This is a genomic window from Leptospira terpstrae serovar Hualin str. LT 11-33 = ATCC 700639, assembly GCF_000332495.1.
Classification (GTDB): Bacteria; Spirochaetota; Leptospiria; order Leptospirales; family Leptospiraceae; genus Leptospira_A; species Leptospira_A terpstrae.
This window is the reverse complement of record NZ_AOGW02000010.1, coordinates 377,136-397,700: the sequence shown is the minus strand read 5'-3', so window position 1 is coordinate 397,700 and position 20,565 is coordinate 377,136. Positions and strand designations below refer to the sequence as shown.

Annotated in this window: 18 protein-coding genes; 11 read left to right on the top strand and 7 right to left on the bottom strand. The window is 38.4% G+C overall.

Annotation, left to right across the window (positions count from 1 at the left end; all coding sequences use genetic code 11):
* The first annotated feature begins 4 nt into the window (after nt 1-4).
* Nucleotides 5-355, top strand: coding sequence for a DCC1-like thiol-disulfide oxidoreductase family protein (locus LEP1GSC203_RS10285; RefSeq protein ID WP_002974478.1), 351 nt, complete (start codon nt 5-7; stop codon nt 353-355).
* Here the strand turns inward: LEP1GSC203_RS10285 and LEP1GSC203_RS10280 are convergent.
* The 3 genes from LEP1GSC203_RS10280 to LEP1GSC203_RS10270 are packed head-to-tail and all read right to left on the bottom strand — an operon-like array spanning nt 345 to nt 3,216.
* Nucleotides 345-1,022 carry an iron-containing redox enzyme family protein gene (locus LEP1GSC203_RS10280; RefSeq protein WP_002973723.1) on the bottom strand — a complete coding sequence of 226 codons (678 nt, stop codon included), beginning with the start codon at nt 1,020-1,022 and terminating at the stop codon, nt 345-347. The genes LEP1GSC203_RS10285 and LEP1GSC203_RS10280 overlap by 11 nt on opposite strands.
* Nucleotides 1,019-2,014 (bottom strand): D-alanine--D-alanine ligase family protein, encoded by a 996-nt coding sequence (locus LEP1GSC203_RS10275; RefSeq protein ID WP_039937907.1) that lies wholly within the window; start codon nt 2,012-2,014, stop codon nt 1,019-1,021. The genes LEP1GSC203_RS10280 and LEP1GSC203_RS10275 overlap by 4 nt, the downstream gene beginning before the upstream one ends.
* Entirely contained in the window at nt 2,011-3,216 is a 1,206-nt protein-coding gene (locus tag LEP1GSC203_RS10270; RefSeq protein WP_002974142.1) for a KamA family radical SAM protein, read from the bottom strand. The genes LEP1GSC203_RS10275 and LEP1GSC203_RS10270 overlap by 4 nt, the downstream gene beginning before the upstream one ends.
* An 82-nt stretch (nt 3,217-3,298) precedes the next feature.
* Here LEP1GSC203_RS10270 and LEP1GSC203_RS10265 point away from each other — a divergent pair, with 82 nt between their 5' ends.
* The 3 genes from LEP1GSC203_RS10265 to LEP1GSC203_RS10255 are packed head-to-tail and all read left to right on the top strand — an operon-like array spanning nt 3,299 to nt 6,046.
* Nucleotides 3,299-3,943: an HAD family hydrolase gene (locus tag LEP1GSC203_RS10265; protein ID WP_002974292.1), complete on the top strand. Its 645-nt coding sequence runs from the start codon at nt 3,299-3,301 to the stop codon at nt 3,941-3,943.
* Between the two features lie 34 nt (nt 3,944-3,977).
* A complete protein-coding gene (locus tag LEP1GSC203_RS10260; RefSeq protein ID WP_002974290.1) occupies nt 3,978-4,796 on the top strand; it encodes a GerMN domain-containing protein in 819 nt (272 codons plus the stop codon).
* Between the two features lie 56 nt (nt 4,797-4,852).
* Complete coding sequence (locus LEP1GSC203_RS10255) at nt 4,853-6,046, top strand: GGDEF domain-containing protein (protein WP_002973899.1); 1,194 nt, start codon at nt 4,853-4,855, stop codon at nt 6,044-6,046.
* 151 nt (nt 6,047-6,197) lie between these two features.
* Here LEP1GSC203_RS10255 and mqnC read toward each other — a convergent pair whose 3' ends face one another.
* Entirely contained in the window at nt 6,198-7,307 is a 1,110-nt protein-coding gene (gene mqnC, locus LEP1GSC203_RS10250; RefSeq protein ID WP_002973939.1) for a cyclic dehypoxanthinyl futalosine synthase, read from the bottom strand.
* 123 nt (nt 7,308-7,430) lie between these two features.
* Here mqnC and LEP1GSC203_RS10245 point away from each other — a divergent pair, with 123 nt between their 5' ends.
* The 4 genes from LEP1GSC203_RS10245 to LEP1GSC203_RS10230 are packed head-to-tail and all read left to right on the top strand — an operon-like array spanning nt 7,431 to nt 13,301.
* The gene (locus tag LEP1GSC203_RS10245; RefSeq protein WP_002973581.1) at nt 7,431-9,533 is read left to right on the top strand and encodes a (Fe-S)-binding protein; all 2,103 of its coding nucleotides are present in this window, start codon (nt 7,431-7,433) and stop codon (nt 9,531-9,533) included.
* Nucleotides 9,534-9,555: 22 nt separating this feature from the next.
* Nucleotides 9,556-10,449, top strand: coding sequence for a FecR domain-containing protein (locus tag LEP1GSC203_RS10240; protein ID WP_002973802.1), 894 nt, complete (start codon nt 9,556-9,558; stop codon nt 10,447-10,449).
* Entirely contained in the window at nt 10,446-11,384 is a 939-nt protein-coding gene (locus LEP1GSC203_RS10235; protein ID WP_002973664.1) for an LBF_2017 N-terminal domain-containing protein, read from the top strand. The genes LEP1GSC203_RS10240 and LEP1GSC203_RS10235 overlap by 4 nt, the downstream gene beginning before the upstream one ends.
* Nucleotides 11,385-11,387: 3 nt before the next feature.
* Nucleotides 11,388-13,301: a PP2C family protein-serine/threonine phosphatase gene (locus LEP1GSC203_RS10230; protein WP_002974477.1), complete on the top strand. Its 1,914-nt coding sequence runs from the start codon at nt 11,388-11,390 to the stop codon at nt 13,299-13,301.
* A gap of 1 nt (nt 13,302) precedes the next feature.
* Here LEP1GSC203_RS10230 and LEP1GSC203_RS10225 read toward each other — a convergent pair whose 3' ends face one another.
* The gene (locus LEP1GSC203_RS10225) at nt 13,303-14,892 is read right to left on the bottom strand and encodes a peptide chain release factor 3 (RefSeq protein ID WP_002974450.1); all 1,590 of its coding nucleotides are present in this window, start codon (nt 14,890-14,892) and stop codon (nt 13,303-13,305) included.
* Nucleotides 14,893-15,020: 128 nt separating this feature from the next.
* Between LEP1GSC203_RS10225 and LEP1GSC203_RS10220 the strand changes: the two genes are divergently transcribed.
* The gene (locus LEP1GSC203_RS10220; RefSeq protein WP_002974139.1) at nt 15,021-17,054 is read left to right on the top strand and encodes a 6-bladed beta-propeller; all 2,034 of its coding nucleotides are present in this window, start codon (nt 15,021-15,023) and stop codon (nt 17,052-17,054) included.
* Nucleotides 17,035-19,068 (top strand): tetratricopeptide repeat protein, encoded by a 2,034-nt coding sequence (locus LEP1GSC203_RS10215; protein ID WP_039937904.1) that lies wholly within the window; start codon nt 17,035-17,037, stop codon nt 19,066-19,068. Before LEP1GSC203_RS10220 ends, LEP1GSC203_RS10215 begins: the two co-directional genes overlap by 20 nt.
* On the opposite strand, the gene LEP1GSC203_RS10210 is transcribed toward LEP1GSC203_RS10215, so the two are convergent.
* Nucleotides 19,025-19,582: a hypothetical protein gene (locus LEP1GSC203_RS10210; RefSeq protein WP_002974035.1), complete on the bottom strand. Its 558-nt coding sequence runs from the start codon at nt 19,580-19,582 to the stop codon at nt 19,025-19,027. The genes LEP1GSC203_RS10215 and LEP1GSC203_RS10210 overlap by 44 nt on opposite strands.
* A gap of 26 nt (nt 19,583-19,608) precedes the next feature.
* Between LEP1GSC203_RS10210 and LEP1GSC203_RS10205 the strand changes: the two genes are divergently transcribed.
* Complete coding sequence (locus LEP1GSC203_RS10205; RefSeq protein WP_039937902.1) at nt 19,609-20,085, top strand: SRPBCC family protein; 477 nt, start codon at nt 19,609-19,611, stop codon at nt 20,083-20,085.
* Here LEP1GSC203_RS10205 and LEP1GSC203_RS10200 read toward each other — a convergent pair.
* A complete protein-coding gene (locus LEP1GSC203_RS10200; RefSeq protein ID WP_002974225.1) occupies nt 20,062-20,517 on the bottom strand; it encodes a methylglyoxal synthase in 456 nt (151 codons plus the stop codon). The genes LEP1GSC203_RS10205 and LEP1GSC203_RS10200 overlap by 24 nt on opposite strands.
* Nucleotides 20,518-20,565 lie beyond the last annotated feature (48 nt).

The following is a 20,565-nucleotide window of genomic DNA, read 5'->3' as shown; positions in this document are numbered from 1 at the left end:
TCTGATGCAAACAAAAAAATCTATTCTAGTTTATGATGGAAACTGCAGATTTTGTACGCGCCTTGCAAAATCAATCCGGGAAAAAACAAAGGATCAAATTGCCATTGTCTCCTACCATAAAATAACAGAGGTGGAACTAACTTCGATCCACAAACAACTGACAACCAAACTCTGTGCAGGCGAAGTTCAGTTTATAGAAGAAGGAAATCGGTATCCAGGTTTTTTTGCTGTCAGACAAATCCTTTGGAAGATGGAAAAATACAAATACTTAGCCTTTCTTTTGTATTTGCCTTTAATTCCTTTTCTTGGAATGGCAATGATGTTTATTTTAAAAAGATTTCGAACTAAACTTTAGTAAGTTTTTCTTTGTCCAAACGAGACAGTCCTTTATAAAAATCTTCTCTTGCAACAAGAGCGAGTAAATTTCCGGTAAGCACCTGGTTTTTAGATTCCTCTGATGTTGCCGTTTCTGCAATGAGTTCAAACATTCTTTGGCTATGACCCTCATCCGCATCTAGATTTACCTGAAAGAACTTTCCTTCTGGTAGAGACATTTCAGATTTTAATTTCTGATATGCATTTGAAATTTGCGAATATTCCAATTTCAATAGGTATTCATTCGCAGGTCCCAATGCTCCGAGTCCATAAAAAAATCCTTTTCCAATGATAGTTTCCATTTTGTCTAGATAAGTTTTGGTTTCAGGAAGTATGATATGGTTTGAAAAATCAAAATTGAGTTTCTTTAAAAAATCTATAAGAATCGAGACATGAGTGTCTGCAATCTTTCCTTCTCCAAGTTCCCCCCAAATATTTTCGACTAGAACAATCTTCGCATTTTGGTCTCTTGTTTTTGCCGCTACTTGTAAAAACCAATCCACAAAACCAATGGATACGAAGTATTCTTGGCTAAGCCATAAAATTAAGTCATCAAAACTCATAGCAATATTACGTTCTAATAACCACTGTGACCTAAGTACAGGATGAGTTTCCACATCCTTTTTTAAAGTTTCTATTACGTTCATAAGTTTCGATCCTTTGCATATTGATAACGAAAATGATGATTGAATTCTTCAAACCCTAATTCCAAACAAAAGTTCAACAGTTCAGAATAACTTTTCCCTGTTTTTTCCCATAACAAGGGCAAGGTGGAATATATCGAGGAAAATCCTGGAGTGGCATTGACTTCGAGAAGATAAACTTCTTCCTTTTCTAATTTAAAATCCAAACGAATGTAACCTGCACTTCCTAATAGCTCTGCCACTTTTAAAGAATAAGAATGAAGTAAATTTGACAAAGCATGTGGAACCTGAAAATCCAAAGATTCTACAAAACTTTCTTTGGATTTGACTAGGTTACTATAAACAGAACCAGGATAGTCCACAAAAGCGGGGGGAGTGGTTTGGTAATTTCCTTGGTTACCAAGGACCGCAATTGTTAATTCCCTTCCCGATAAAAAAGGTTCTACCAGTAAACTGGGGAAGGTTTCTGAGAGAGGTATTGCCACACTCGACCAATCTTCGATTCGATCAATGCGGTTATTTTCTCCAATTCCAAGGCTTGAACCTTCTCCATTGGGTTTGATAAAGATAGGAAAATTGATCTTTGGAAGATCCATTGGGTTTAGGATGAGCTGTGAATCTGCTGTAGGAATTCCCAAGGATTTCAGAAATAATTTTGTTTTGTATTTATCAAGAGTGAATGTTTGTACTGCGGCAGAACTTCCCGTATGAGGAATTGCCAAATATTCGCATAACGCCGGTATATAGGCTTCCCTACTGGGAGAATGGTATCCTTCCACTAGATTCCACACTATCCAATCTTTTCTTGTTTGCGGTGGAATGTTAGAAAGGACTGATGTAATTTCTGTTGGATGCGATAAAATTGTGACATCATATCCAAGTTTTTGAATGGTCTCTTCCATATGCCGAATGGTTTCTTCCGATTCCCATTCTTGGCAAAGCTCCGGTGTTTTGTTATCATAAAGATCACATGCCAAAATAACGGTACGTTTCATAATCCAAATTTCTCCCATTCAGAATCACTAATGGTGGGATAATAAGATTCTTTATTGGAACCAACGGGTTCAAAGGAAAGGTGAATTTTTTTTGTCACTGCAGAACGAAAGGCATGTTGGCGCGTTTTAGGATAGTAACCCAAATACCAATTGGGAGCAATAGTGATCTTTCCCCCACCACCAGGTAAATCATTTACAAATTGGGGAATCCCCATCCCTCCAATTTTCCCTCGCATGTATTCAACAATTTCAATTCCTCGTGCGAGTGGAGTGCGAAAACCTCTGGATCCGGGGATAAGTTCTGGATCATAAAGATAATAAGCGCGAACTCTCATTTCTAATAATTTTTTATGAAGAGTTAGCATCACTTCTTCTTCGTCATTAATTCCCTTTAAGAGAACCGATTGGTTTCCGACAGAAACACCGACCTTTAATAAACGTAGAATCGCTTCCTTTGATTCTTTGGTACATTCTTTTGGATGGTTGAACTGTGTATTACAAAAAATGGACAACTTGTCATCATTGTATGTTTCAATGATCTTACAAAGTGCTTCTGTTATGCGAAAAGGTAAAGTAACAGGATTTCTTGTCCCAAGCCTACATATTTTTACATGGGGGATAGAATGGAGTTCGGATAAAATCCACTCCAATCGGGAATCTGATAAATTGAGCGGATCTCCCCCGCTAATCACAACATCCTCTATTTCTTCGTGGGTTCGAATGTATGCAAATGCATTTTCTAAATCACTTTTTTCCATTCTTTCGTCACTGGAAGATACCTTACGTCCTCGCATACAATGCCGACAATACACACTACAAGAGTGATTGGAAAATAGAAGAACCCGATTCGGATACATATGAGTAAGCCCACGAACAGGACTTAGTCGTTCTTCATCCAATGGATCAGGACTTTCTTCTGACGAAAAGACAGCTTCTTCCGACCGAGGAACGATCATCCTTCGAATGGGGCAATTTGGGTCAATGGGGTCTGAAAGAGACAAGTAGTATGGTGTTGTCGAAACATGCAGGCGAATTGTTTCGCGGATGCCAATTTCCTCTGACTCAGTTAGTACAAAGTATTTAGATAAGTCTTCACCTTTGACTCTGTTTTGCAACTGCGAGGTTGGATCCGTCCAATTTGTCCGGGAAAACAACTCACTGCGTGCCTTAAGAACTTCTGATAAACTGCTTTGCACGAGCATAACTTCCAATTCCTTACTTGCCAATACACCGCCAAATTCTTTTCTGGTGGTAATGCAAGAAAACCGCCTGGGGGAAATCCGCATGGTCGCCTTCGATGTCGACGGGACCTTATTTTCCTCAGAATCCATAATCTTTAAGACGTATGTGCAGGCAATCGAAGAGTTTGCAAGCAAGACGGGAAAAATCACATCCTTACCTAGTCATGACCAGATTATGAATGAAATTGGTAAGCCGGTGCGAACTATTTTTGCCAACCTCTTGCCTAACCTTCCCGAATCAGAACGCGATATAATTTCCGGAAGAGTTCTAGACCTTCTCTGTGATGCCATCCGAAGCGGTGGTGGGGATTTTTATGCAGGTGTCGGTTCTACCATCCATTATCTAAAAGAAAAGGGATACACTATCACCTGTGCTTCGAATGGAAGAAAGGCCTATATTGAAACGGTTTTAGACACGGCAGGTGTTTTACAATACTTCGAGCCAATTGTTGTCATCAACCAAGACACAATCCATACAAAAGGCGAAATCTTAGCAGAATATGTGCGTAAATACAATTTAGAACCAAACTCCATTGCCATGATTGGCGATAGGCATAGCGATTGGGAAGCCGCAAGACAAACGGGTTGCCCTTTTGGATTTTGTACTTATGGTCACGGTCTTCCCGGCGAAATTCCCGATTTTGAATGGAAATTCGACGATTTACCAACTCTAAAAGAGTTTTTTTAAACCCTCTTTTTGTTCTTCCTCCGACATTTATAGTGTGGCGGTACTTCCCCAAATCCAAGAAGACAAATGGAAATCTTTACGCTATTTGCTTGGCGGGATATTTCTTGTACTGGTTCTTATTGAAAAGTCTATGGGTTTTGATCCAAAGACTGGCGGAAATTTTTTCCCCAAACAGGGATTTCGAAACATCGGTAAGGTCCAAGAAAAATCTAAATTTGCTGAACCAGCAGATCCCTTTACCAAAGAGAACTGGGAAGACGACCTAAATTGGGAAGAAGAAGTCCTTACGCAAACCTTTCCTGATTCCGAAGCTAAGTCAAAACCACACCAAAAATTGGTTGATGATACAATTCCTGAGATCACACTTCCGGAAGATAGATTTCCTGGTGCCGGCAAACGGCTGCAAGTGGATGCAGGTTACCTTCCCATATATTTTTTGAAATTTTATGGAACAGGAAAAAACAGCCAATCACAGCTCGTAAAACTTACTCGTGAATTTCCAGGCGGAGATCCAATTGCCTTTTTATTCCAAGAACTCACAAAAGGCCCTAACCCAGAAGAAAAGGGGAAAGGTGTTCTTTCTGCCTTATCCAAAAAAATGCGAATGGAACCCAATTACCGATTAGAAAATGGAATTTTACATCTCTCTGTTTCTGAAGACATCAGTTACGGTGGGAGTATGGAAATCTTAAAAGATCGATTGGATCAGATCATTTTTACAATGGTAGACAATTTTGGGATTAAAGCTGTGGTTCTCTATTCCAATGGAGAAAGAATTCGCACTTTGGGTAGCGATGGTTTGACCATTCCCGAAGTCCTTGCTAAATCCCAACGAAAGGTGATTATTTTTTAATCCAGTAAATGGTTTACAGATAGTAGATTTACTGTATTCTGATTTTTGGTTCAAACATGCGTAGGCATACATCCAAAAGATATTTTTTTGTATTTCGTAAAATGTTTTTGCGAACCTACCATCCAAGTTTCACCTCCACGAATATTTCTGATATAGGTTCCTCTTTACAAATTTTTAGTGTGATGACTGCTTTTACTTCAATCATCTCTCTACTTTTTGTAGATTCCCTTGTGAGAACCAAAGAAGCAAGTTTTTGGATCGCATTCTTTAGGATCTCCTCACTTGCGATCTGTTTCTTCGTGTATCTCTTTGGAAAAAAAAGGGTCAAGTTATACCAAAAGCATATTTATGGAATGACTAGTCTTGTTCTCATTGGGCTTATCCTTCTTTATATTCCGATGATGGTTTATGACAAACCAAACCATGCATATTATCTATTTGGTTCTGCCATAGTCATCGCCAGTGCTTCCATTCTATTATGGATTGAGCCGTTTCGGATTCTGTTACTGTCAATTTTATACATTTCCGTTTTTATCCCTTTGCATTTGAACTTTTCTCGGATCCAAGGATTTGATCGGTTTGTTTTTTACCAAGATGTGCTAATCGTTTCGTTTTTACTTGCATTTGGATTTGTAGCCAACCTTCTCATCAACTATTGGCGATTTGAAGAATATCGTGTCAAAGCAAGACTTCGCATCACGGTCGGAAAGTTACTCCGTATCAACCAAAAAATAGAAGATTTGTCCCGCGTGGACTCGATGACAGAACTATTTAACAGGCGTCATTTATTAGAACAGTTTGATCTCTATAAAAAAAGATCCAATCGCGAAGGATTTATCATTGGGCTTGTCATTTTGGATTTGGACCGCCTAAAGGCGATTAATGATAAGTATGGTCACAAACAAGGAGACCTTGCCATCCAAGCCTTTGCCAAAACGGTCAAGTCGAGAACAAGGATAACGGACATTGCCGCTCGGATTGGTGGGGATGAATTTTGTCTTCTGGTCTCTCCGATTGATAAAGAAGGATTGCAGGTGCTTGCCGAATCCATCCGGGAGAAATTGGAGCGATTGCAAATTCCAATCCACAACCAACCAGGGGAATCTCTTACTTTAACAGTATCCATTGGGGCTACACTCTTTCGTGCTGAAGACGATCCCAGTTTTGACGAACTGTACCACAAAATTGATACCGCTCTCTATACTTCTAAAAACGAAGGAAGAAACCGAATTACCCTCATCGAATCTTAAAAAAAGATCGACAGGTTTCAGGAAGTTTTCTAGTGTTGATATTGAGACTGATTCTCAGTTTATGTCCATTACGGATAAGGTGTAAAATTTCAAAAGATGGGGGGAACACCCCGTCTTTTTTTTTGTCTATGGAATGGATGGCTTTGAAAAATCAATCCACTCCTACTTGGTTGCAATCGTAGTCTTCCTCATAGAGTAAATTCCTTCGGATAGGTTGGAATCCACCTTCTGCGAGAAATTTTCTAGCTTCCTTTTCTGTTTTAAGTCCAAAGGAACGAAGTACATTCTCTTCGATCACAACAGAGGAAATATCATCGGCACCAGAATAGAGAGCAAGTTGCCCCACTCCTTTGCCAAGCACCATCACGGATGTTTCTATATGTTTGATATTATCTAGAAAGATCCGAGAGATTCCAAGAACCTTTAGGTATTCATGAGTGGGAACAGGCCTTACTTTAAAGCGTTTAGTTTGTGGTTGGAAGGTCCAAGGAATAAAAGATAAAAATCCACCGGTGCGGTCTTGGAGGTCACGCACCACACTTAAGTGTTCTATGACTTCTTCTTCCGTTTCTTCAGAACCAAACACAACATTGGCGGATCCGAGAAGTCCCACTTCGTGGCAAGTTTCCATGGCCCGTACCCATTCGGAAACAGTGGCTTTTTTAGGAGAGATGATTTGGCGCATCCTTTCCGTAAGAATTTCTGCACCGGCTCCTGGAACGGAATCAAGACCCGCTTCCTTTAAAATCAAAAGCACTTCTCGAAGTGGTTTTCCAGTGATGGTTTCTAAGTTGATGACTTCCACGGGCGAAAAGGCACGGATGTGCATCTTCGGGTATTTGGCCTTCACTGTACGAATTACATCTAAATAATAATCAAACGGAAGTTCAGGATACACTCCTCCTTGGAGGAACATTTGGTCTGCTCCTTCTTCTACAGCGTAATCCATTTTTTGTAAGATATCTTCTTTAGTGAGAACATATCCTTTTCCATTCCCAATCTCATCCATAAAGGAACAAAAACTACATTCCACATTGCAATAGTTCGTATAATTCACGACCCGGAACATGGTATAACTGGCTTGTGTATGGGGCCTTACCTTTTCCCGTAAGTATCTGGCGACCATTTGGATTTTTAAAAAGTCACCATCTTTGTAGAGGACAAGAGCATCCGCTGGGGAAATTCGTTTGCCTTGGATCACTTCCAACAGGATGGAATCGGCAGGGTCGGACGGGCTGAGGGAAAAAGAGGATAAATTCATGGTCTCTACCTACTTGGACAGGAAATCTTCTTACAGATCCCTGTAAAAACCGAATTTTCCTGGACATTCATTTTTCTATACAAATCCTAGGAAATACCAAACACCTTAAGGGCATAAACATAAATGGATATCGGAAGAATCATCTTTCACCTATTATTCACAGCTTTTTTCGTCGTGGCAAACGTAGTGTTTGTCCGCGCCATCCTTTACAGGCTCGGATTGATCTTTAATGGTCGTCCTGCATTCTTCAACGAGGATGCAAAAAAGAACCTAAACATCGGATTCCGCTTAAAGAGCTTTCTTGTAAACGTCGTCCTCCAAAAGAAAAACTTCCGGGAACCAGTGCGCGGGATCATGCACGCATTTGTTTTCTACGGATTCCTAGTCTATACCATCCATACAACAAGCCAAATGGTGGCTGGTATTTTTGGTTATGTAATGGACGACCCTTATCAATTTGCCCTTCCCAATTTCCTTTTTGGGGAAGCCGCAAACCATATTTACGAACAAGCCGTTAACTATGTATCGATTCTCGTTTTAACTGGTCTCGGGTTTTTCGCATGGAGACGATGGATCAAAAAAGCAAAAGGTTTGGATGTTCATTCACCAGCCTCAGCAATCGTAATCAGTATGATTGCAACGCTTATGGTTACCACCTTACTTGGAAATGGTGCAAAGACAGTTGCCGCTACATATTTCACTCATGCGGGTCTGATTGATGGAGCCATTGGAAAAATATGGGAATCCATCGGTGTTGCCAACTCCAGTGCGGACACTGTCTTCCAAATCATGTGGTGGGGCCATATCCTTACTGTGTTCTCGTTTATGTTGTATGTTCCTACATCAAAACACGCTCACTTAATTTTTGCTCCTTTTAACTACTTCCTCGCAACAGACACACCAAAAGGCCAACTTTCAAAACTCAACTTAGATGATGAAAATGCTGTTTGGGGATCGAACCGAGTGGAAGATTTCCCATGGCCAAACCTACTGGATGGTATGTCTTGTATTGAATGTGGACGTTGCCAAGTGGAATGCCCAGCAAACAGAACAGGAAAAGTGTTAAACCCTAAAGCCATCATTGTAGAACTCAAACACCAAATGTTAGAGAAGATGCCGGAAGTGGCAGCTGCCCGTGCAGGAAAAACTCCTGAAGAAGGTGCAGAAGCTGTTGCTGCATTAGAAACTGGTGTGATCAATTCCCATGAAGGTTTAAGCGAAGAAGCACTTTGGGGATGTACTACTTGTTATGCATGCGTAGAAGCATGTCCAGTTGGAAACAACCAAGTCAATGCCATCATTGAAATGCGCCGTCACTTAGTTCTTGCTGAATCCAAAATGAGCCCAGAACTTCAAAAAGCCTTCACTAACATGGAAAACAATTCCAATCCATGGGGTGTGGGAGCTCATACAAGAGCCGATTGGGCAGAGGGACTAAACGTAAAAGTTCTTTCAGAAGCAGAAGACAAAAACGTAGACGTACTCTATTGGGTAGGTTGTGCGGGAGCTTTTGATGAAAGAAACAAAAAGATTTCGCGTGACTTTGTCAAAATCATGCAAAAAGCAGATGTAAACTTTGGTATTCTTGGAACGGAAGAAGGATGTTCGGGAGACTCGGCACGCCGAGGTGGTAACGAATATCTCTACCAAACTTTAGCTCAAACAAACGTGGATACCATCAATGGTTACGGAATCAAAAAAATTGTAACTGCTTGTCCACACTGTTACAACACAATCAAAAACGAATATCCTCAGTTTGGCGGAAACTTCGAAGTCATCCACCACTCGGAATACATCAATCAACTTTCCAAAGATGGTAAAATTGATGTGAAAGTGGCAGATGATGCAAACACTGGAAAGTATACTTACCACGATTCGTGTTACATTGGTCGTTATAATAACAACTATGATAACCCACGTGATGTTGTGAAAAAAGTATCCGGTGGAAAAATCGAAGAAGCAGTCGACCATCACTCCAAAGGACTTTGTTGTGGTGCCGGTGGAGCACAGTATTGGATGGAAGAACATGTAGATGAATCCAATCCAGAAAGTATGCGTGTCAATAGCAAACGTACAGGCCAACTCCTAGATACGGGTGCTACTACCATCGCAACAGCCTGCCCATTCTGTATCACAATGATTACAGATGGTGTCAAAGCGGCAGAAAAAATCGATTCCGTAAAAGTAAAAGACATTGCGGAACTTGTAGCCGAGAATATCGACTAACAAGACAAAGTTTGAGGAAAAAATGAAGTTTCAGAATTTCCTCAAACTGAATTCGGTCTGTCCAACAAAAAGGTGGGAAGATACTTCCACCTTTTTTCTTTTAACTCCACATTTGATCTTTCAGAATATTCTATACGTATTTCTATTCTTTTTCTTTTATCTTTCTCCCATTTTATCCGAATCCAAACACCAGAAAATCCAACCACCCGAAGGGGATGGAATTACCATCCTTGTGGAAAAAGGACAAACTCTCAGTATCATCTCCAAAACTTATTTGGATGATCCTAGAAAATGGAAGGAACTCCTCAAATCGAACCAAATTGACAATCCGAATCTCATCATACCTGGTATGAAATTGTGGATTCCTAAAAGTTTAGGAAAAAAACCTTTGGCTGATATCCAAAGGTATACTGGCAAAACAGAAGTTCTAAAAATTTCTCAGAAACAAACAGACTGGTCCGGTGCTAGTGTAGGTGAAGGTCTTTATGCCAAGGATGAAGTGAGAACTTTCAAAGAATCAGAAGCTCAATTTCTTTTACTTTCCGGGTCACGATTTGAAATCACAGAAAACAGCCATATTATTATGGAAAAAGGGAAATCAGATACGGATCCAGATGAACTCTACTTACGACGAGGAAGAATTCGCTCGATCATCCAGAGAAAGCCATCATCTAACCAACGTATGTTTCTATTACGAACCGAAGCAGCTGTATCGGAAGTAAAAGGTACAGATTTCATTACAGAAGTAGACGGATCAGGGAACACAACGCTCAGTTGTTATGAAGGAATAGTAGCAGTCAGTGCCCAAAATGTTACAGTGAATGTGGGTTCCGGATTTGCTACTTTTGTTGAAAAGGGAAAACCTCCTCTGAAACCCTTTGCATTGCCAGACCCACCGAAACCGAAAGACGAATGAGATCTCCTTTCGAATATTACATTTTTCTTTTCCTTTTATTTGGCCTATCTTTACCTATCTATTCAGATACAAAAACCATTCGTTTTACTTTAGAACCAGAAAGAGAAGACATCATTCAATATGAATTTGAATTATGGAAAGGAAGATCTTTTGATTTAGAAATTCCTTTTCGAGTGCTCTCAAACCCTGGAAAAATCCAACTTTATATTCCCAATGGATATGAATACTTTCGGATTCGAGCCGTTGCCAAACGACAAGTCCGCGGATTCTGGACCGATTTATACGAAGTAAATTCCTTTGGAAAAACCAAACAAAAAGAAAGTGCTAAGTTTGTTGCGAAAAACCAAACAAAAACGGATGTAATTATTCCCATTGCAACAAAAGAAGGAAGAAATCATTTCTTTTTAACAGAAAGTAAAATCCAAGTAAAACCGATTACGAAGGAAACTTTGAGAACATCAGTGCGGTATCGTTTGAATGGTGGAGTCTGGAAAATTACCCAAGTTCCTGAATTTACATTTTCCAAAGATGGAGATTATAAATTGGAATACCAAGTGACCAATGAACTCGGAATCTCAGATTCGATGCAAGTTTCGGAATTCAGTGTAGACAATACTCCCCCAAACACAGAATTCCTTTGGGAACCACAAACTTATCAAAACAAAGGGCAAAAATATATCTCTGCCAATTCAAGTCTTAAACTCCAATCTATTGACTTAGGATCAGGACTGGATACCATTCGTTATCGCAGCAATTGTGAAGGTGGTCAAAAGACTGATTGGTTTCTTTGGGATCCGAAAAATTCTTGGCCTACGTTATTACAATCATGTTCAAAAAATAAAGATTGGGAATTGGAAATATCAGCCACCGATCGATTAGGAAATGAGGAAATTCCAAAAAAAATACAATTCACTCAAGCGCGTCAAGGAAACTAACACGTGCATAATGCTAACTGGCTTCGAGAATTGTATGGAAATTTTTTATTTGTAATCCAAACAAAATCATTTCTTAAGTTATTTCTTTCCATTGTTAGCTTTCTAATTATTCCCTATATCCTTTTAGTCGCTTCTATGATACATTCCCAATACAAGGAAGCATTGGATTGGAACCAAAGATTTCAGTTGATACGTATCCAGCTCCTTGCTATAGATTTAGAAAATCAAATTAGAGAACAAATTAACTCAGATATACTGGAAAAAAAATCAATTGGTACCCTTTCCTATTCTGAATTCAAAAAGATTAGTAAAAACTGCATCTCCTTAAATGTCGACTCGGAGGCCTTACAAGAACTTACGCTTGCAAGTTGCCAATTAGAGTCAGAAAAAACATCCTATCTTTTAGTTTTTGATGGTAAATTCGTCACAATTCATTCCGCAAAATTTCTAGAAGATGCTCTTTTGGACTCACCATTTAGTGATCCTAATGAAGGACTATTTATACTCAACCATGATGGGGAATTTGGCATTTCCGGATTTATTGAGGATGATTTTTTTGTCTCTGAATTTTGGAAAACGGATGTCCAATCTTCGCTGCAAATCCGTTCCAACTTACCGAATCTTCATGAAACCAAAAAAGAGGAAATGGACTATTTTGTTGTTAGTTTTCCCATGTATGGACTTCCCCTCCATCTATTCATTGTAAGTCCCAAAGACCTTGTCCTAGTCCCAATAAAGGATTCCTTAAAAAGAAATGTTCTTATCTTAATCTCTTTATTTATCATATCTTTTCTATTTTCATTAGCGATTGCTCTTAGAGAAATTGAATCAAAACAAAAACTAAGGCTCCTTTTACAAGAATTCCCCCATGCAGCGATCCTATTTGATCCAAAAGGAAAAATTTTATTAGAAAATACGGAAATTGAACCTAAACTTCACGTATCGGAACTCTTTCGTGACCAACTTTCGGTAAAGGAATGGATCGGAAAAGAAGTCAGTTTTTTCTTAAAGTCTGTAACAGAAAGCCAAAACAACCAAACTAAGCTTAGGCGAGAGGAATCGGAATTTTATTCGGAAGATGGTTCGGTATATTTAATTGAAATTACTTACCAACTTTGGTATTTAGAACAGAAATATAGATTTGCTAGTGGAGCCCTTGTCCTTGTTCAAAACGTAACTAAAAAACGTCAGGAATTTGAAAAGGAAATGGATTATGCAAAGGATTTACAAAAGAAATACCTTCCTAATCGAATCATCATTTTACCTCATTTAGACTATGAAGTTTTGTACAAACCACTCATCCAAGTCGGTGGGGACTATTATGACTACATTGATTTAGGAAACAATCGTTCCATTTTTGCTGTGGGTGATGTCATTGGTCATGGTGTGAAGGCTGCCATGATGATGACTGTCCTTCGTGTATTATTTCACCAGATTATAAAAACAGAGTTTGATCCTAAGAAAATTCTGCAAAAAATGAACGAAGGTGTCTCGACAAACTTTCCTGATCCCTATGCTTTTGTACCGTTTATATTTTTGTTATTTGATTTTAACCAAATGACTGTTCAATACGGAAATGCTGGCCATCCCGGAATGTTGTTTCAGGCTCCTGGAGGGATGGTTTGTTTGGAAAAATTCAATCCAATGTTCGGAATGATTCATAATAGAGATCCAAAGATTTTAGAATTTCCAATTGAAAAAGGAGACAGGTTTTATCTTTTTACCGATGGGTTAAAAGATGTTGAGAATTCAAAAAATGAAAAGTTATGGGAAAAGGAATTGATTCAGTTTTTTTCTTCCAGAAGCACAATCCATATGTCCCTCATCAAACAAGAATTAGAACTTAAAATTAGTTCCTATAGTGAAGGAACCCCAATCCTAGATGATATCACCTGGATTGGGATAGAAGTAATCTAAACTAATCTTCTAAAGGAGGATTGTCTAATAGTTCAATTCCTTCGTTGTTTTTATGGAAATAATTCATATCCCATTCAGTATCAAAAAGAAGCGCCATATTTCCGAATAAATCCTCCACCAAATTAGCGTTTGATGGAATTTTTGATCGATCTTCTTTTTTCACCCAACGAGAAATTCCATAAGGAAGAATATGAATGGAAGTTTCGGCTCCATATTCATCCTTTAGCCTACGTTGGAATACTTCAAACTGGAGTTTTCCCATAGCACCAATAATCGGCACACCTCCACCTATGGTTCTTGATGTAAAAAGATGCAAAATTCCTTCTTCTGCCAATTGGTCGAGACCCTTTTTAAAAGATTTTAATTGTAAAGTGTCCTTACAAGAAATTGTAGCAAAAAGTTCAGGAGCAAAACTAGGAAGAGGACGTAAAGGAGGTGTATTTCCCGTAGACAACACGTCTCCAATTTTGTATGTTCCTGGATTTACTAGACCAATGATATCTCCAGGATAAGCAGTATCTACAGTGTTTCTGTCCTGACCAAAAAAAGCAAAACTGGAAGAAAGTTTTACTGGTTTGTCTAAGCGGTTGTGGTTAACGTTTAAGCCCCTCTCAAACACACCCGAACAAATCCGAAGAAAGGCGATTCGGTCTCTATGCGCCTTGTTCATGTTCGCTTGGACTTTAAATACAAAAGCACTAAAAGGAGAATTGATTGGATCTAAATAATTACCATCACGGAGCGGAATGTGGTCAGGTCCAGGAGCCAATTCCAAAAATTTATTTAAAAAAAGTTCGATCCCGAAGTTATTGACCGCCGAACCAAAGTAAACTGGTGTTTCCTTTCCCAGTAAAAACATATTTTTATCTACTTTTCCAATTCCATTTTCTACGAGGTCAATTTGTTCCCGAAACGCAGTGACAATTTCTGCATCAAACTGTTCGTCAAGACTTGGGTCATTCGGACCTGCCATACGAAAGACTGCTTTTTGTTTTCCGCCAGGAGTTCGATCAAACAAATACAATTGTTGGTCCCGAAGGTCATACACCCCCTTAAAATCAAAACCAGTTCCGAGCGGCCATACGTCCGGTACTGCTTTGATCCCGAGAACTTTTTCAATTTCATCGAGAAGTGCATATAGATCCTTTGTGGGTCTATCCATTTTATTGATAAAGGTGATGATGGGAATCCCACGATCCCGACAAACACGGAATAATTTGATGGTTTGGGGTTCGACCCCTTTTCCGGCATCGAGAACCATTACAGCAGTATCTGCTGCCATAAGAGTACGATATGTGTCCTCAGAGAAGTCTTCGTGACCGGGAGTGTCCAAAAGGTTTAGGATACTATTCTTGTATTCGAATTGAAGGGCAGCCGATGTAATCGAAATCCCTCTCTCCTTTTCCATTGCCATCCAGTCAGAGGTTGCCGACTTCCCTTCCTTTTTGGCTTTTACCGCTCCCGCAAGTTGAATCGCACCACCGTAAAGGAGGAGCTTTTCTGTGAGTGTAGTTTTTCCCGCATCAGGGTGAGCAATGATGGCAAAGGTCTTTCGCCGGCGTACTTCTCGTTCTATAAGTTCAGGAGACATAACTTCATTTCCATGCTGTCTAAATTTAAGATTCTGTCGAGAATAAAGAGAAAACCACTTTCCGAATCCTAAGGAAGGGGTTGACTTACAGATTATGTCCCATTAGATTGGGGCTGGAGGGAGTGTCTTTGAGAAAGTTATTATCGTTTTTCTTTCTATTGGTGAGCACACAAATTTTCCCTCTGGACTTTCCCAACTTTTCCTTGGGGGAAGAGAATGCCAAGGAAGAATTCAAACGAGGACTCACCTATAAAAATTTAAGAGAATATTCGGCAGCGAAGGAACGTTTTCAAAAAGCCGTAAATTTAAAAAAAGACTTCCATTTGGCGAGGTTAGAACTTGCGAACAACTACTATTTGTTAGGTGAATGGGAAGAGGCATTAGATGAATTGGAAATTCTTGCCTCGAAAGCCAAAAATGACTTATTAATTATCAATAAAATTGAAACACTGAGGCTTGCTATTGCGGGCGGAGTGACAGATAAAGAAAAAATCTATTTCAAAACCATTGAGGGGGATTCCATTCGTGGTTACCGGTTCCGTAATCCTGTGGATATTACCTTTGATGAAGATGGCAATTTTTACGTTGCTGGTTTTGATACATCCAATATTATAAAATTCAATGCTGCAGGCACACCGCTTTCTAATTGGCGAGGTGGTATTACAAGAAAACTAGATCGTCCTGTATCTTTAGCCTATTATAATCAAAAAATCTATGTTGCAGATTTTGCCCGTGACGAAGTTTTACTTTTTGATTTATCCGGCAGCTTTTTATCCTCGTTTGGTGGTCCGGGAAAGGGACAAGGGCAATTCCGAGGACCCTCCTCGATTTTTATTGATCCCAGTGGAAATCTTTTTGTAGCTGATTCCGGAAATGCAAGGATTCAAAAATTCAATGCAAATGGAAAATTTGTATTAGAATTTCAAGGTTCGGGTAATTCCAAATTGGGCAATCCTTCTGGAATCACCATTCATGATGGCAAAATCTATGTGGTGGATAAAGAAAATCTTCGTGTGGTTATTTTTGATGGCGATGGAAATACTCTAAACACGATCGAAAAACCAGAATGGAAAAAACCAAGAAGCATTCGAATTCTGGAAAATCAAATTTTTCTCACCGATGAACTAACAGGAATTTGGACCTATTCTTTGTTACATGGCGAGTGGAGACAACTCAGTAAATTTCGAGATAAAAAGGGAGTGTATCGGGTTTTATTTCGACCCTTTGCAACGAATATGGACTCTACGGGAAGTTTGTATTTTGTTGATTTTGGAAAACATCGTATCGATATATTTTCTCAGAAAAACCACCTACTCTCTAACTTGGATTTAAAAATTGAATCGATTGATACTTCGGGTTTCCCTGACATACATATTTATACCCGCGTACGTAATCGTGCCGGTAAAGAAATTGTGGGAATCGATCGATTAAGCTTTCGCATTTTTGAAAATGATAATATGACACCTCTCTTTAGCTTAGCAAATAAAAACAAACTAAACGATAAGCTGAGTGTTGCCATGGTCTATGAAAATAGTGAAATGTTGAAAAAGGGAAAACTAGCACTGGAAGATGGTTTATTTCCATTCTTCCGTTCTCTTAGAGAAACAGATAAAATTGCATTGTATCGTGCAGGAAAAGATAGTAATTTAATTCTATCGGAAACGGTTTCTTTACGAGATATACTAGCAAAAATCAGAGATAGTGTACCAGAAGAAAAATACAATTTTGGCAAGGCAAGCATTGCCGCCTTACAAAAATTATCAATAGAAACAGGCCCAAAAGCACTTATTTATTTGGTTTCTGGAGAAAGCAAAGAAGATAGTTTTTTACAATACCAAAAATCGAGAATTGTTGCGTTTGCAAAAGCACATTCCATTCCAATCTATATTTTGACTGTGAATCCAAATCATACTTTAGAAGAATCCTGGTCCGATATCACTGGACCAACAAATGGTCATTATATTGTTCTTGATGGAGAAGGAGAAGAACGGGATTTATATAAAAAACTGAAATCTCATACAGATTATCGTTACATTCTCTCTTATAAAACTGATACCAATCCAGAACTAATCAATCGCTATATTAAATTGGCAATTGGAGTGGAACACAGAGGAGTGAAGGGTCGAGATGAAGGAGGATATTTTGTTCCAGAACCTCGTTAAACTTATATTTTTATCACTATTTACCGGTAGCCTTTTATTCTCAGTTGCCTTTTTAAATGCGCAAACCACTCTAGAAGACATTGCGGAAGCAAAAAAACTACAATCAGAAAACAATTGCAGAAAAGCGATACAACTGTTTCAGTCCGCACTTCAGAAAAATCGCAACTCAATCGACGCAAAATTAGGAGTAGCGGATTGTAGCTTTCGATTGGGTGCATTTCGAGAGAGTAAAAAATTCTATTTAGAAATTTTGGACCGAGAACCCAAACATATTTCTGCCGTTGCAGGTTTATCTGAAATTTATCTTTTGAATTCGGATTTTGCGGCTATAACAAAGTTAATTGATCCATTACTTGCAGAATTTCCGAACAATACTTCACTCCGAATCACGGAAGCAAAATCTCTACAAAAACAAGGTAAACTAGATTCAGCAATCTACAAAATCAAAACATTGGCTACTCGATTAGAAGAACCATCTGATCTTTTACGAATGTTAGCTGAACTATATTTCACAAAACAAAATTATACTGATTCCTATAACGCAATTGATTCTTATTCAAAAAAAGAGCCAAATGACCCTGAAGGATTTGCTTTTAAAGCAAAAGTCCTATTATACCAACATTATTTTCATCCAGACCAACTCCAAGCAGTCCTCACTTCAGTAGAAGATGCTCTCCAAAATTCTTTAAATCTAGATCCTAAAGGCGAACAAGCTCGATTTTTTTCCGTCTACCATGATATTATTTTAGCAAATATAAATTCGAATAAAGAAATTAAGAAAAAAGCTTTTCGAACCATTTACGAACTTGCCAGAGAATTTCCTGATAACCAACTTTACCATAGTTTGGAGGCTAACTTGGCTTGGGAGTTAGGGGAAACCAAGTTTGCAACATACCATTATAGAAGAGCGTTGCAATTAGATGATTTAGACGAAATTTTGCGTTTTGAAGCAGAACAGTATACAATTAGCCAAGAGAAGGAAGAGTCCAAATTAAGAAGAGAACTTGGAGATTACCGAAGAGATCGTTTTTATTCCGAAAAACATTCATTATACCATAAAAGCTCTGTTTTTCATTTAAAAAGAGCAAAAGACTTAAGCCCGCAAACGCCCGTAATACGAAAGGAATTATTGGAATTTTATAATCAAACGGGAGAAGCAGTTAAATATACCAATTTATTGCTGCGTCTGAGGGAAGAAGACCCGAATTCTTTCAAACTTCAAAACAAACTTGAGTTTTCGATTAAAAATATAAAAGATTCATTGGAGTTTCGAGAAGGATATATCCAAATTGATCCAAATGCCATTCAAGAAAATGTAGTCCGCTATAGTCCAGAAGTTTTTGTTTTTGATATGGAATCTAGTTTAGCTTTTCCTTATCATTTACAAGCAGGAAGATTGTTATCAGAAGCCTTACGTTATAATCTTAAACATATGCAATCAGTTCGGGTTGTGGAAGGTGATGAGTTTCAATACATCCGAGGATTACTAAAGGAAACAAGTTTTCATCCATTTTCTCAAACTCTTCCTTTTACTATCGACAACTTACATCTATTAGATGGAAAAAGAAATAATGCTTCTAAAATTCGTTACGTAGTACATGGAAAATATAAGATGAAAGATGGGGATATCCGTCTTGATGTATCTGTATATGACAGAAACAGCCTACGAGATATTGCCACTTGGTCTACCAACCAAAGAGGACGGGATAGTCTACCCACTATCATCCATCGAATTGCGGAACAAATCAAAGTTCTACTCCCTAAAGAAGGAAAAATTTTGAAAGTCAAAAAAGACGAAGTGATTGTTTCTCTAGGAAAAGATGATGGATTACAAAAGAGTTTAAAATTAGAATTCCAAAGAAAAGGGAAACCTTTGTTTCAAGGTGAAATTACAGAACTAGGGAAATCTATTTCCTCAGTAAAACCAAATGCGCGAGGTTGGGAAAAAGAACTTGCCACTGGCGATGATGTTATTTTACCAATGGACTCTCAAATAGAGAAGAAAGATAAGTAAGAATATTTTCTGAAATACTTTTTTCTTTTTCCGCTGTAAGATTTTGGATTTCTAATTGGCAAATATTATTTTCTAAATAAACAGAAGTTACACCTTCTCGTTGAAAACAATTTGATAAAATCGGACGTAATTGAAAGAATTCGTTTCGTTCTAGATATATTGGTTTTTTTGAAAATGGATAATTTGAAATGATTTTATGGATTTCTGGTTTTGGAGTTTTTTTCCATTCCAAATCTATATTGGGATAAAAATAGAAATGCCCTGAATCAAATTTTAATTCACCGAACGATAGAAGGATCGCATCACTTGGATTTGTCCAACGGATCATACCTGAATCGGACTCAATTCTATCACTAAATCCTACCAAAACCGAACCTACTCCAAAATCGTCGTGTTTCAAAGTAAGGATCAAAACTTGAGGTTTCCCTAATTTCTTTGATTCCTCTGCGATTCTATCTTTAGCATCTTCAGAAATTGTTAAGTATCTCTTTTTTTTAAATGGAAACCATATCATTTGGAATTCATTTCCTTCTAATCAGTATGCATACATTCATTTACAGATCCAGTTTTCCCATCAAAAAGGAAAGTTTGTTTCATTTTCATGAAGACCCAATCGGTTTTAAAACTCTAGTCGGTGGAACAAAAGGAGTAGAAATTATAAAAGCACCTAAGTCCTTACAAGTTGGAGAAGAAGTCATTTTGAAGGTCACCATCCTTCCTTTTTGGAAACAAACCTGGATTGCTAAACACATAGCTTATGAAAAAAATAACTTCTTCCAAGATAACCAAGAACAGGGTCCATTTCGGAAATTCCTACACACACATTGTTTTTTAGATAGTCCCGAGGGAGTTACTTCTAGTATTCTTTCCGATGAAATTCAAATAGACTACTTTTTATGGCCCATTTCTCGTTTCTTTCTATTTCCCATCCTTTATTTTATGTTTCGAAAACGCCATGCACTTACGGCAAAACATTTTGGCGTAAAACCAAAGTTAATTTTTTGCCGGTATTCTTGAACCGTAATCTATGAGTTGGCGGTTGTATTCAGTTTGCATTAAAGGGGAAGAGATTAAAAAATCAGCACTGGAGCGATTACAAGCCATTGGAATATTATACAATACGGCAATTCTGAGTAATGCCTTAACATCTGGATCGTGGGGTTGAGCTGAAAGTGGATCCCAAAAAAACACCATAAAATCAATTCCATCCTCAACAATTTTAGACCCTATCTGTTGGTCTCCTCCGAGTGGTCCAGAAATGAACCGGAACACGGGGAGTCCAATTTGTTCATGGATCAATTTTCCGGTGGTCCCTGTAGCAGATAGGTGGTGTTTACTTAGGGTTCCTTTATTGTATTTTACCCAATCTAATAAATCTTCTTTCCTATTATCATGTGCAATGAGAACGATCTTTTTAGTGATCTCCATTTTTCTTTGAATTAGTACCATAGAATGATAGTTCTTGCCAATATCTAGGATTCAAGGAAAGTTTCCCTG